Below are 12,814 nucleotides of genomic sequence, written 5' to 3' on the forward strand. Positions count from 1 at the left end.
GGCTCAAGGCGTGCGCATGGAGACGCCCCACAGGCGCGGCAGGCCGAGTGGCCAGCTCTTGTAGCCCGCGACGTAGTTGCGCGCCGCGCTGGTGTTGACCGAGGCATACATGAAGATGGCCGGAACGTCTTCGCGCATCTTGCCTTCCAGCTTGTCGAAGATGGCCTGGCGCTGCACGCGGTCCGTCGTGTTCATGCTGCGCTGGATCAGCTCCAGCGCCTCGGGGTTGTCCCAGACTTTGCGCGGCTGCTTGTCCTTGTCACCACTGATCATCTCGTAGGAAAGCGACGGATCCAGCCGTGCCGAGTACGTGAAGGCCATGGCCTGGTAATCGCCCTTGTTGTAGCGGTCCAGCAGGGTCGCCCACTCCAGCACCTCCACATCGATCTTGATGCCGGCTTCCTGCGCCATGCCCTGCACCATCATCGCGATGTTGAAGACGCTGTTGTAGCGCTTGGTCGCCAGGATCTTGATGGTTTGGCCCTTGTAGCCCGCTTCGGCCAGCAGCTTCTTCGCCTGGGCCAGGTCGCGCTTGGGTAATGCGGCCTGCGCCGTCTTGTAGTAGCTGCTCGGCGAAGGCATCACCGAGCGGCTGGGCTTGGCCGTGCCGGTGGTGACCGTTGCGACGAGCTCCGGCATGTCCAGCGACAGCGCGATCGCGCGGCGGATGCGCGCATCCTTCAGGAGCGGGTCGCGCGTCTGGAACAGCAGGCCCTGCGCGTTCATGTTCGCGGCCGGGTCCATCACGATCTCCTTGCGCGCCTTGTACTCCGCCATGTCCTCGTCGTTGATGTCCGGGATGATGTCGATGCCGCCCGAGAGCAGCGCGGCCTTCGCGGCGGAGCTGTCGGGGATGATGACGAAGCGCACCTTGGCCACCTGCGGCGCCTTGTTGCCGGTGGTGCCGTCGATCTTGCCGGGCATCCCCGAATAAGCGTCGTTGCGAACCAGTTCCACGAACTGACCTCGCCGCCACTCGCCCATCTTGAACGGGCCGGTGCCCACGGGTTCTTTCCACTTCCCTTCCGCGTCCAGCGAGCTGCGGTGGAAGATGCCGGTAGAGCCGCAATCGCTGCGCGCCATGGTGGTGAGGAACAGCGCGGAGGTCTTTTCCAGTTTGAAGACGACGGTGGCGGAGTCAGGCGCTTCGACCGCGGTGACCTTCGCTACGCCGCGGCCATCGAACTCCGACAGGCAGCGCCAGTTGTTCGCCGGCGTCATGTACCGTTTCCAGGCGAACAACACATCGTCCGCCGTCAACGGCGCGCCGTTACTGAACTTCACACCCTGGCGCAGCTTGAAGGTATACGTGCGCCCGTCCGGTGACATCTGGTATGACTGCGCCAGCATGGGGCCGATGCTCGCGTCCTCGCGGTAGGCCACGAGGCCTTCAACGACGTGCATGAGGACGCCGTCGGTGACCGAATCACGGTTGGCGCTGCCGGGGTCGGTGGAACGGATATCAGCCTTGGAGTGCACGCGCAAGAGGCCTGCTTGCGGCTGTGCCAACGCTGGGCCGATGCAGAGTGCGGCAGCCAGGCTGGCCAGGAGCTTGTAGTTCATCGCGTTCCTTTCTGTGCGGAGCCAGTCAGCTCCATATCAAGCCGGTACTCGGTGAATTCGCGGTTCAGCGCGGGCAGCATGGCCACCTCCATCACGCCCAGTGCCGGCTCCATCACCACCATGGCGACCGATGCCGAAAGATTGTTGCTGGTGTTCAGGCGCGGCGGCCGGCACACCGACCACGGCGATTCGTAGTCATCGAACAGCGCCTCCTTCACGTGGTCGCGCGTGATGGCGCCGATGTGCGGCTCCAGCAGCTGGCGCACACGCACGTCGCGGTACAAGGAGTCGGGCGTGTTGGCGATGCCCGTGTCCTTCAGCTTCGACAGCGCCACGGGGCTCTGGAAGTGGTTGGCGTGGACGATGACACCGCGATCGGGATGGACCTGGAAGGTTTCATCGGGCGCGCATTCGAAGTCGATGGCGACACCGCCCACATGTGACACCATCACGTTGTTGGAGGCCGACTTGGGCGTGGCATAGACGATGCGCATCGCGATGGCCAGCCGTTCCTGCTCCAGGGCCTTGCGCCGCAGCAGTGCGAGCGGCACACCGACCTGCTTGTAGTCGCGGTCGGACTCGAGGTAGTTGGCTGTGATGGAAATGCCCGCGGCGTTCATACCCGAACGCGCCATTCCGCCCGCCTCAGTGAAAGTCAGCACGTCGGGCCCGTCATCGCGCCGCACGCGCAGTACCACGGCCGTTTCGGCGCACTCGGCCTTCCAGTCCCAGTTCTGCGCGTGGATCACACGGCCGTCTTTCGACGCCTGCGGCATCACGGCCAGCCCGGTGCAGCCGTCCGGGTCGATCTCGGCCGGCACGCCCTTGCGCCGCCGATCGGCCAGCTTGAGCACTTCGGTGCGCGCGTTCAGCAGGACGACAGCTGCAAATTCGACGCCTGCGCCCTCGGCGATGCCCTTCATCTCCTCGATGTAGGCAGGCTCGAAGGCGGCGATCTTGGGCTCGTAGGTGTCGACGATGGCGCGAATATCGGGCCAGCCCAGTTTGCTGGTCTCCAGCTGGACGCTGTAGTGCTCGATGCCGCGCTTGATGCGCGCCTTGGCCTGCTCGCCATATTGGCGGCCACGCTCGCGTGGAGCGCCCGAAACATCGATGAACGGTGCGGGCGGCACTTTGCGTGCGGGGTCGGATTGGGTGGGGTCCATGGGGGCGATGAGGTGGTGGAAAACTCGAAATTCGGCTAAAGTGTATTTTGTGATTTCAAAAAAATCAACCGATGCGTGAAAATTGATGACGAACCTCGCGATCCCTACCCCGCTCCACCTCGAATTGGCCGACCGCATCAGCCTGCTGATCCGCGAGCAGGGCCTGGCCGCTGGTGCCCGCCTGAACGAAAACCAGATCGCGGAGCAATTGGGCGTCTCGCGCACGCCGGTGCGCGCGGCGCTGGAGCACCTCGCCGGCCGTGGCTTCGTGGAACGCCAACGCAATCGCGGCGTGGAGTTGGTGAAAGTGCCTCCGAAGCCCCGCGCGAGTGCCGTCGCGCCCGAAGACGAGGACGCCTTGCTCCTGCGCATGGCGCGCGACCGCCAGCGCGGCAAGCTGGCGGACCAGGTGTCCGAAAAAGAGCTGATGGATCAATACGGCCTGACGCGCCCGGCGTTGCGGCAGGCGCTGGACCGCATGGCCGAACTGGGGCTGGCCGAGCGAAAACTGGGCTACGGCTGGCGCTTTACCAATGATGTGTGGGACGCGGCGGCACGCCACGAGAGCTATCGCTTCCGAATGACCATCGAGCCCGCGGCCATCCGCGAGCCGGGCTTCAACCTCCCACCGGAATGGCTGGCGAAGATGCGCAAAGGCCACGAAGCTTTCCTCTCCGCGCCTTGGACGGAGGCTTCGAGCATCGCCTTTTTCGAGATGAATGCGGCCTTCCATGAAGGTATCGCCGCCGGGTCTGGCAACCGCTACTTCGTGATGGCGATCCAACGGCAGAACCGCTTGCGCCGCCTGTCCAACTACGACTGGAAACACGGGCGCGAGCGGGTGCAGGTCAACTGCCGTGAACACCTGGAGATGCTCACCCGGCTGGAGGCCGGCGACCACGAACTCGCCGCACTTCTCATGCAACGCCACCTCGACGTGGCGAGCCGGCTGCGCTCGACCCAAGCCGCCACAAATTGATTTTCATGTTTCTGAAATACACAATACAGGAATCCCTTCCATGACCACGACCCACGCGCCCGCATCTCTGGGCGAGGCCTTCTGGCTACCCTTCACCGCCCAGCGACAGTTCCGCGATCAGCCTCTGCTCTTTACCGCGGCCCAGGGCATGCACTACACAACGTCCGACGGCCGGCAAGTCCTCGACGCGATGGCCGGCCTCTGGTGCTGCAACGCCGGACACGGGCAGCCGCGCATCACGCAAGCCATTGCCGAAGCGGCGGGTCGACTGGACTTCGTCTCTTCGTTTCGGATGAGCCATCCGCAAGCCTTCGAACTCGCGGAGCGCATCGCGGCCATCGCGCCGGCGGGCATGGGCCACGTCTTCTTCACCAACTCCGGCTCGGAAGCAGTGGACACGGCGCTGAAGATCGCGCGGGCCTACCACCAGGCGCGCGGCGACGCGCGGCGGACCAAGCTGATCGGCCGTGCCAAGGGTTATCACGGCATGGGGTTCGGCGGCCTCTCGGTGTCCGGCATCTCGCGGCACAAGCGCGATTTCGGCCCGCTGTTGCCCGACACGGCGCATCTGCCGCTGCCGTACGACAGCCGCTCGGTGTTCTCGCGCGGGCTGCCGCAAACCGGCGCGGAATATGCCGACGCGCTGGAACAATTGCTGGTGGTGCACGACGCCGGCACGATCGCGGCCGTGATCGTCGAGCCGGTGACCGGCTCGGGCGGCGTCTATCCGCCGCCGGTGGGCTACCTGCAGCGGCTGCGCGAGCTTTGCACGCGCCACGGCATCCTGCTGATCTTCGACGAGGTCATCACAGGGTTTGGCCGGGTGGGCGCGCCTTTCGCCGCGCAGGCGTTCGGCGTCACGCCGGACATCATCACCTGCGCCAAGGGCATGACCAACGGCACAGTGCCCATGGGCGGCGTACTGGCGAGCGACACCGTCTACCAGGCATTCATGAACGGCGCCCCCGAGGTCATCGAGCTCTTCCACGGCTACACCTACTCCGCGCACCCGCTGGCGTGTGCAGCCGCGCTGGCCACGCTGGACGTGCATGCAGAGCTCGAGCTTTCGCAGCGCGCAGCCCGCGTGGCGCCGCTGTGGGAAGCCGCAGCTCACGAACTCCGCGAGGCGCCTCATGTGGTAGACATCCGCAATGTCGGGCTGCTCGGCGCCATCGACCTGCGCCCGCGCCCCGGCACGCCCGGAGCCCGAGGCAACGAATGCCAGCAGGCGTGCCTGAAGGCCGGCCTGCTGATCCGCAATTCCGGCGACACGCTGGTGCTGTCGCCGCCCCTCGTCATCAACGAAAGCCAGATCGAGCAGGTGTTCGGCACCATCAGAGAGGCGCTGGCGGGCGTGGCCTGAGCGCGGCCTGCCACTGGAATAAACTGCGAGGTTCAGGCAAACACAGACTCGAAGGATCTCTCCCATGGGCGCGCAGTGGAAAGCAAAAGGCAAGGCACAGGCGGCGGACGCCCGGGGCAAGCTGTTCGGCCGGCTGGCCAAGGACATCATGGTGGCCGCGCGCAACGGCCCCGACCCGTCGACGAACTCGCGGCTGCGGCTGGTGGTGGAACAGGCCCGCAAGGTCTCCATGCCCAAGGACACATTGGAGCGAGCCATCAAGAAAGGCGCTGGCCTCACAGGCGAAACGGTCAACTTCGAGCACGTGATGTACGAAGGCTTTGCGCCGCACCAGGTGCCGGTGATGGTCGAGTGCCTTACCGACAACGTGAAGCGCACCGCGCCCGAGATGCGCGTGCTGTTCCGGGCCGGCCAGCTGGGAACGTCGGGCTCGGTGTCATGGGACTTCGATCACGTCGGCCTGATCGAGGCTGAGCCCGCCGCGGGTGCGGACCCGGAAGTGGCCGCCATCGAAGCCGGTGCGCAAGACTTCGAGCCCGGCGAAGAAGAGGGAACCACCCTCTTTGTGACCGACGCGGCCGATCTGGATTTGGTCAGCAAGGCGCTGCCCGCTCACGGCTTCACGGTGCTGTCCGCCAAGCTCGGCTACAAGCCCAAGAACCCCGTCGATCCGGCCAACCTGGCGCCGGCCGCGCTGGAAGAAGTCGAGGCCTTCCTGGCCGCGATCGACGCGCACGACGACGTGCAAAACGTCTTCGTGGGGCTGGCAGGTTAGGCCGCCACCGGCTTCTTTTCGACCAGCTTCACCAAGGCCCACAACACGCGGTTGGCCGGCGTGGCGATGCCCAGCGCCTCGCCGCGCTTCACGATGTGGCCGTTCAGGAAATCGATCTCGGTCGGCTTGCCACGCCCTATGTCCTGTGCGGTCGACGAATATTGCGCGGGGATGGTGGCAATGAGCTTTGCCCCTGCGGCATGGACGTCGCCCGGCAATTCCACGCCTTCGGCCTTGGCCACGGCAAGGCATTCATCGATCACGTCACGCACCACGTCCTTGATGCCCGGACCCTTCACAGCCTCCCCGTACGGCAATTGAGCAATAGCCGAGATCGCGTTGTAGGCGCAGTTCATGACCAGTTTGAGCCACAGCGCGCTGCGAACGTTCTCCGAAACTTCCGTCGGCACGCCCGCGCCGATCAGGGCGTCGGCTGCCCGGCGGCTGGCGGTTAACGGCTCGATCACCAGTTCGCCGCGGCCGTGGTGTTTGAGGTGGCCAGGTCCCGCCATCTCCGTCGCGACATAGACGACCGCTGCCGAAACCGCGTGTTCCGGCAGCACCTTGCGCAGCCGGTCCGCGTTGTCGACGCCATTCTGCAGGCACAGCACCAGCGCATCGGGCGGCAGGTGCGGTTTGATCTGCGCGCCCGCTGCTTCGGTATCGGCGGACTTCACGCAGAACAGCACCAGGTCGGCGCCCGCCACTGCCGCGGCATCGGTGCGGGCCCGCAACCGCACCTGCTCGTCGAAGGTCTTGGTCTGCATGCGCAGGCCGTCGCGTTCGATGGCTTCGACGTGCTGAGGACGCGCGATGAGCGTCACATGGTGCCCGGCTCGCGCGAGCATGCCGCCGAAATAGCAACCGACGGCGCCTGCGCCCATGACGGCGACTTGAAGAGGTTGGGTCATGGCGACGACGGGCCGCCCCTAGGCGCCGCGCCCCCTTGGGGGCAGCGAGGAATGTAGTGACGAGCGTGGGGGGTCAACATCCTTCGATTCTAGGAACGAAGGGAGATTCCTGCTGGCGTCGCCCTCACCCCGGCCCTCTCCCAGCGGGAGAGGGAGGAAGACATAATCTCGCCCATGAACTATTGGCTGATGAAATCCGAACCCAGCGAGGTCTCGGTGGACGACGCACTGTCGGCGCCCAAGTCGACCGTCGCATGGACCGGCGTGCGCAACTACCAGGCGCGCAACTACATGCGCGACCTGATGCGCGTGGACGATGGCGTACTGTTCTATCACTCCAGCTGCGCCGAGCCTGGGGTTGTGGGCATCGGACGGGTCGCGTCGACGCCCTACCCCGATCCCACGCAGTTCGACAAGAAGTCGCACTACTACGACGCGGGGTCGAAGAAGGAAGAGCCGCGCTGGCAGCTGGTGGACGTGCAGATACTGAAGAAGACACGCACGTTGGGCCTGCCGGAGCTGCGTTCCGTCGCCGCGCTGGAAGACATGATCGTGCTGAAGAAAGGCAACCGGCTGTCGATCACGCCGGTGGAAGCCAAGCACTGGCGGCTGATTTTGAAGTTGCTCGATCAGAAGTGACTGTCAACCGGGATTAGCGTAGCCCAGAGAAAAAGCCGCCCGAAGGCGGCTTTTTCGATGAGCGCAACGATCACTCGCTGCTGGAGATCTCTTCCGGCTCGGGCTTGGCGCCGCGGCCTTCCTTCTTGGGCAGCGGCTGGATGTCCAGCATCACTTCCGACGTCTCGACGCCCTTGTCGTCGGTCTTGAGTTCGACGTCGACCGTGAGACGGCCGCCATCGGTGAGACGCCCAAAGAGCAGCTCGTCGGCCAGCGCGCGGCGGATCGTGTCCTGGATCAAGCGCTGCATCGGGCGCGCGCCCATCAGCGGATCGAAGCCCTTCTTGGCCAGGTGCTTGCGCAGGTTGTCGGTGAAGGTCACTTCGACTTTTTTCTCGGCCAGCTGCGTTTCCAGCTGCAGCAGGAACTTGTCGACCACCCGCAGGATGACCGTCTCGTCCAGCGCCTTGAAGCTCACCGTCGCGTCCAGGCGGTTGCGGAACTCGGGCGTGAACAGGCGCTTGATGTCGGCCATCTCGTCGCCGGCTTCCTTGACATTCGTGAAGCCCATGACCGCCTTGTTCAGCGATTCGGCTCCCGCATTCGTCGTCATGATGATGATGATGTTGCGGAAGTCGGCCTTGCGCCCGTTGTTGTCCGTCAGCGTGCCGTGGTCCATCACCTGCAGCAGCACGTTGAAGATGTCCGGGTGCGCCTTCTCGATTTCGTCGAGCAGCAGCACCGCGTGCGGCTTCTTGGTGACCGCCTCGGTCAACAGGCCGCCCTGGTCGAAGCCGACGTAGCCCGGCGGCGCGCCGATGAGGCGACTCACGGCGTGGCGCTCCATGTATTCGGACATGTCGAAGCGCATCAGCTCGATGCCCATGATGTAGGCAAGCTGCTTGGCCGCTTCGGTCTTGCCGACGCCGGTGGGGCCGGAGAACAGGAACGAGCCGATCGGCTTGTCGCCCCGGCCGAGGCCCGAACGCGCCATCTTGACGGATGCAGCCAGGACTTCAAGTGCCTTGTCCTGGCCGAACACCACGCTCTTCAGGTCGCGCTCCAACGTCTGCAGCTTGCCGCGGTCGTCGTTCGATACGTTGGCGGGCGGAATACGCGCGATCTTCGCCACGATCTCTTCGACCTCGGTCTTGGAAATCGTCTTCTTGCGCTTGTTCACCGGCAGGATGCGCTGGGCCGCGCCGGCCTCGTCGATGACATCGATGGCCTTGTCGGGCAGGTGCCTGTCGTTGATGTACTTCGCGCTCAATTCAGCGGCCGCTTGGAGGGCACCTGCGGCGTACTTGACGCTGTGGTGCTCCTCGAAGCGTGACTTCAGGCCCTTCAGGATCTCGATCGTCTCGGCCACGCTTGGCTCGACCACGTCCACCTTCTGGAAGCGGCGTGACAGCGCTGCGTCTTTCTCGAAGATGCCGCGGTATTCGGTGAACGTCGTCGCGCCAATGCACTTGAGCTGGCCGCTGGAGAGGGCCGGTTTGAGCAAGTTGGACGCGTCCAGCGTGCCGCCCGACGCAGCGCCCGCACCGATCAGCGTATGGATCTCGTCGATGAACAGGATCGCGTTCGGCTTGTCCTTGAGCGACTTGAGCACGCCCTTCAGGCGCTGCTCGAAGTCCCCGCGGTACTTGGTGCCGGCCAGCAGCGCGCCCATGTCCAGCGAATACACATTGGACTCGGCCAGGATGTCCGGCACTTCTTTCTGGGTGATACGCCAGGCCAGGCCTTCGGCGATGGCCGTTTTGCCCACGCCAGCCTCACCCACCAGCAGCGGGTTGTTCTTGCGCCTGCGGCACAGGATCTGGATGACGCGCTCGACCTCGTATTCGCGGCCGATCAGCGGATCGATCTTGCCGTCCTTCGCCGCCTGGTTCAGGTTCTGGGTGAACTGCTCCAGCGGGGACGCCTTCTCGTTCTTTTCGCCGCCTTCTTCGCTGCCCTCGTTCGACGCCGCCTCGCCGCTCTTGGCGGGTTCGGGCGGATCGCTCTTCTTGATGCCGTGGGCGATGAAATTCACTACGTCCAGCCGCGTCACGCCCTGCTGGTGCAGGTAGTAGACGGCATGCGAATCCTTTTCGCCGAAGATGGCGACCAGCACGTTGGCGCCCGTCACTTCCTTCTTGCCGTTGCCCGTGGATTGCACGTGCATGATGGCGCGCTGGATCACGCGCTGGAAGCCCAGCGTGGGCTGGGTGTCGACGTCGTCGGTGCCGGCGACCTGGGGCGTGTTGTCCTTGATGAAATTGGACAACGACTTGCGCAGGTCGTCGATGTTGGCGGAGCATGCGCGCAGCACCTCCGCCGCGCTGGGATTGTCCAGCAGTGCGAGCAGCAAATGCTCCACGGTGATGAACTCGTGGCGCTGCTGCCGCGCCTCCACAAATGCCATGTGGAGGCTGACTTCCAATTCCTGGGCAATCATGAGATTTCCTTCTGCCTTGCTGCGTTCACTGACACTCTAATTCCAAATGGGTCGGATTCCCAATTACTCAACCGGTTCACTCACACATTGCAGGGGATGCCCCGCTTGACGGGCCGCTTCCTGCACCTGTTCGACTTTCGTCGCCGCCACGTCCCGAGAGTACACGCCGCAGATGCCTTTGCCGTCCAGGTGGATCTTCAGCATGATCTGGGTGGCCGTTTCGCGGTCCTTGTTGAAGAATTCCTGGATCACCACCACCACGAACTCCATCGGGGTGTAGTCGTCATTCAGCATGACAACCTGGTACATCTGGGGCGGTTTGGTCTTCTGGGTGCGCCGCTCGAGCACCACCGATCCGCCGTCGTCGTCCTTGGGTTTCGTCTTGGGCGCGACGGGTGCGGGTGCGGGAGGTTTCGTGGCCATGAAAATCATTCTATCGAGCGGGCTTTCGCGATGTAGCCTCAGGGTGAATTGGTGACGGAATCGTCACATTCAAGCGACACGCCCGTTCGTGCTCCACGGCGCTCAAATACGCGCGATCGACCGCTATTTTGCGCGCACCATTCTTGCGCTTTTGCGCCCCCGCACAGTGCGGCTGACCGCCCAGACGGTCGCGGAACACTTTAGTTCGTGAAAATGTTGACAGCTCTACCCTGAATCCCTGACACTCCCCCCTCGTCAAGAGGGAAAACGGAAGGCAGAAGAAATGGCGACTGGCACAGTCAAATGGTTCAATGACGCAAAGGGCTTCGGTTTCATCGAGCCCGACGGTGGGGGCGCAGATGTGTTCGCACATTTTTCGGCCATTGCCATGGAGGGTTTCAAGACGCTCAAGCAAGGCTCTCGCGTAACCTTCGAGGTGACGGAAGGCCCCAAGGGCCAGCTGGCGCAAAACATTCTGGCTGAGCCGGGCACCGGCACCATGCAGCCCATCACCACCCAGCCGGGCGACCGGCCCCAGCGGCATTCCAAGGTTCGCGCGCCGCAGTTCCACGCCACCGGGCATGGAGACTTGATCAGCAAGTAGCTCCCGTGGAGCAAAAAAAGCCGCCCGAGGGCGGCTTTTTTGTTCTTGCATTCCGGCTTGGCGCGGAGATGCCGTGGCAGCCCCGCTGTGCGGAGCGCGCAAGCTCACATGTTCTCGATCATCACCTGCCCGAAGCCCGAGCAGCTCACCTGCGTCGCGCCGTCCATCAGGCGCGCGAAGTCATACGTGACTTTCTTGGAGAGGATCGACTTTTCCATCGAGCTGATGATCAGGTCGGCGGCTTCCGTCCAGCCCATGTGGCGCAGCATCATCTCGGCCGAGAGGATTTCCGAGCCCGGGTTGACGTAGTCCTTGCCTGCGTACTTGGGTGCCGTGCCATGGGTGGCTTCGAACATTGCAATCGAGTCGCTCAAGTTCGCGCCCGGGGCGATGCCGATGCCTCCCACTTGCGCGGCCAGCGCATCGGACACGTAATCGCCATTCAGGTTCAGCGTGGCGATCACGCTGTATTCGGCCGGGCGCAACAGGATCTGCTGCAGGAACGCGTCGGCGATGCTGTCCTTGACCGTGATGTCCTTGCCGGTCTTGGGATTCTTGAACTTCATCCACGGGCCGCCGTCGATTTCCACCGCGCCGAATTCCTTCTTCGCCAGGGCATAGGCCCAGTCGCGGAAGCCGCCTTCGGTGAACTTCATGATGTTGCCCTTGTGCACGATGGTCACGCTGGGCTTGTCGTTGTCGATGGCGTACTGGATGGCCTTGCGCACCAGGCGCTCGGTGCCTTCGCTCGAAACCGGCTTGATGCCGATGCCCGACGTGTTCGGGAAGCGGATCTTCTTGACGCCCATCTCGTCCTGCAGGAACTTGATCAGCTTCTTGGCCTTGTCGCTCTCGGCCTCGAACTCGATACCGGCATAGATGTCTTCCGAGTTCTCGCGGAAGATCACCATGTTGGTCTTGTGCGGCTCCTTCACCGGCGAGGGCACGCCGTCGAAGTACTGGATCGGGCGCAGGCAAACGTACAGGTCCAGCTCCTGGCGCAGGGCCACGTTCAGCGAACGGATACCGCCACCGACGGGGGTGGTCAGCGGGCCCTTGATCGAAACCACGTAGTCACGCACAGCGTGCAGCGTTTCTTCGGGCAGCCAGACGTCCGGGCCGTAGACCTTGGTCGACTTCTCGCCGGCGAAAACTTCCATCCAGTGGATCTTCTTCTTGCCGCCGTAAGCCTTGGCCACGGCCGCGTCCACCACCTTGAGCATCACCGGGGTGATGTCGGCGCCGGTGCCATCACCTTCGATGAACGGGATGATCGGCTGATCCGGCACCGTCAGGGACATGTCGGCGTTGACGGAAATCTTCTGGCCCTGGGCGGGGACCTTGATGTGCTGGTACATGGGGGAAACGTCTCCGGAAGGGGAACAGGAATTTGTGTTTTTGCAGTGCCGCAAAACCCTCGGATTCTAGCTTCGAAATCTGTCACCCCACTTTCACGCCCAAGCTTTTGCGCGCCTTGTCGATGACATGTGTCAACCTTCGGCTGGGCTGGCGCGTTGCCGTTGAGGCTTCCATCAAAAGGAAGCTGTTTTTCGAAAAATCACCATTTAAGGACTCAACCCCATGAACAAGCTCATCGCAGGCCTCGTCGCCGGTCTCTTCGCTGCCGCCACCTTCGCCGCCTCGCACGCAGGCGCACCGGCTGCCGGCGCTTCCGCCGCCAAGCCCGCTGCTTCGGCCGCCAAGCCCGCCGCTTCCGCAGCCAAGCCCGCCGCCTCGGCTGCTTCGGCCAAGAAGTAATCTTCCGGTTACGACGCGAATGCCCGCCACCCGGCGGGCATTTTTGTTTGCGCGTGCCGTGTCAACCGCGATGCGCCGCGCTCCGTTACGAAGGGGCCTTCCGTCTCGTGGGAGGATTTCTTTTCGGATAAATCAAGGATTCACTTCAATGACAAAGCTGCTCGCCACCCTGATCGCTTCGCTGTTCGTCGCTTCGGCCGCTTTCGCCCAAGCC

Annotated in this window: 12 protein-coding genes; 6 read left to right on the forward strand and 6 right to left on the reverse strand. The window is 63.8% G+C overall.

Annotated features, from left to right (window positions below; genetic code table 11):
- Positions 1-3 precede the first annotated feature (3 nt).
- Positions 4-1,563, reverse strand: coding sequence for an ABC transporter substrate-binding protein (locus EEB15_RS28860; protein ID WP_141513427.1), 1,560 nt, complete (start codon positions 1,561-1,563; stop codon positions 4-6).
- Entirely contained in the window at positions 1,560-2,729 is a 1,170-nt protein-coding gene (locus EEB15_RS28865) for a C45 family peptidase (protein ID WP_141513428.1), read from the reverse strand. The genes EEB15_RS28860 and EEB15_RS28865 overlap by 4 nt, the downstream gene beginning before the upstream one ends.
- Before the next feature lie 85 nt (positions 2,730-2,814).
- Here EEB15_RS28865 and EEB15_RS28870 point away from each other — a divergent pair, with 85 nt between their 5' ends.
- The 3 genes from EEB15_RS28870 (at position 2,815) to EEB15_RS28880 (ending at position 5,846) form a co-directional block, all read left to right on the forward strand.
- A complete protein-coding gene (locus EEB15_RS28870) occupies positions 2,815-3,708 on the forward strand; it encodes a GntR family transcriptional regulator (RefSeq protein ID WP_141513429.1) in 894 nt (297 codons plus the stop codon).
- A gap of 40 nt (positions 3,709-3,748) precedes the next feature.
- Positions 3,749-5,071: an aminotransferase class III-fold pyridoxal phosphate-dependent enzyme gene (locus EEB15_RS28875; RefSeq protein WP_141513430.1), complete on the forward strand. Its 1,323-nt coding sequence runs from the start codon at positions 3,749-3,751 to the stop codon at positions 5,069-5,071.
- 64 nt (positions 5,072-5,135) lie between these two features.
- On the forward strand, positions 5,136-5,846 hold the full coding sequence (locus tag EEB15_RS28880) for a YebC/PmpR family DNA-binding transcriptional regulator (protein ID WP_141513431.1): 711 nt from the start codon (positions 5,136-5,138) through the stop codon (positions 5,844-5,846).
- On the opposite strand, the gene EEB15_RS28885 is transcribed toward EEB15_RS28880, so the two are convergent.
- Positions 5,843-6,757 (reverse strand): ketopantoate reductase family protein, encoded by a 915-nt coding sequence (locus EEB15_RS28885; RefSeq protein WP_141513432.1) that lies wholly within the window; start codon positions 6,755-6,757, stop codon positions 5,843-5,845. The two genes, EEB15_RS28880 and EEB15_RS28885, sit on opposite strands and share 4 nt — an antisense overlap.
- 174 nt (positions 6,758-6,931) lie before the next feature.
- Here EEB15_RS28885 and EEB15_RS28890 point away from each other — a divergent pair, with 174 nt between their 5' ends.
- A complete protein-coding gene (locus tag EEB15_RS28890) occupies positions 6,932-7,396 on the forward strand; it encodes an EVE domain-containing protein (RefSeq protein ID WP_141513433.1) in 465 nt (154 codons plus the stop codon).
- Between the two features lie 70 nt (positions 7,397-7,466).
- Here EEB15_RS28890 and clpA read toward each other — a convergent pair whose 3' ends face one another.
- Together clpA and clpS are read right to left on the reverse strand one after the other, a co-directional pair.
- Entirely contained in the window at positions 7,467-9,815 is a 2,349-nt protein-coding gene (gene clpA / locus EEB15_RS28895) for an ATP-dependent Clp protease ATP-binding subunit ClpA (protein ID WP_141513434.1), read from the reverse strand.
- A gap of 63 nt (positions 9,816-9,878) precedes the next feature.
- Positions 9,879-10,247 (reverse strand): ATP-dependent Clp protease adapter ClpS, encoded by a 369-nt coding sequence (clpS, locus tag EEB15_RS28900; RefSeq protein ID WP_141513435.1) that lies wholly within the window; start codon positions 10,245-10,247, stop codon positions 9,879-9,881.
- A gap of 274 nt (positions 10,248-10,521) precedes the next feature.
- Between clpS and EEB15_RS34520 the strand changes: the two genes are divergently transcribed.
- Positions 10,522-10,842, forward strand: a complete 321-nt coding sequence (locus tag EEB15_RS34520) for a cold-shock protein (RefSeq protein WP_141513436.1) — start codon at positions 10,522-10,524, stop codon at positions 10,840-10,842.
- 104 nt (positions 10,843-10,946) lie between these two features.
- On the opposite strand, the gene icd is transcribed toward EEB15_RS34520, so the two are convergent.
- The gene (gene icd, locus EEB15_RS28910) at positions 10,947-12,200 is read right to left on the reverse strand and encodes an NADP-dependent isocitrate dehydrogenase (protein WP_141513437.1); all 1,254 of its coding nucleotides are present in this window, start codon (positions 12,198-12,200) and stop codon (positions 10,947-10,949) included.
- A 223-nt stretch (positions 12,201-12,423) separates the two neighbouring features.
- Between icd and EEB15_RS34035 the strand changes: the two genes are divergently transcribed.
- On the forward strand, positions 12,424-12,600 hold the full coding sequence (locus EEB15_RS34035) for a hypothetical protein (RefSeq protein ID WP_199236658.1): 177 nt from the start codon (positions 12,424-12,426) through the stop codon (positions 12,598-12,600).
- Positions 12,601-12,814: the final 214 nt, after the last annotated feature.

The organism is Ramlibacter sp. WS9, assembly GCF_003797765.1.
In the GTDB taxonomy this organism is placed as follows: Bacteria; Pseudomonadota; Gammaproteobacteria; order Burkholderiales; family Burkholderiaceae_C; genus Ramlibacter.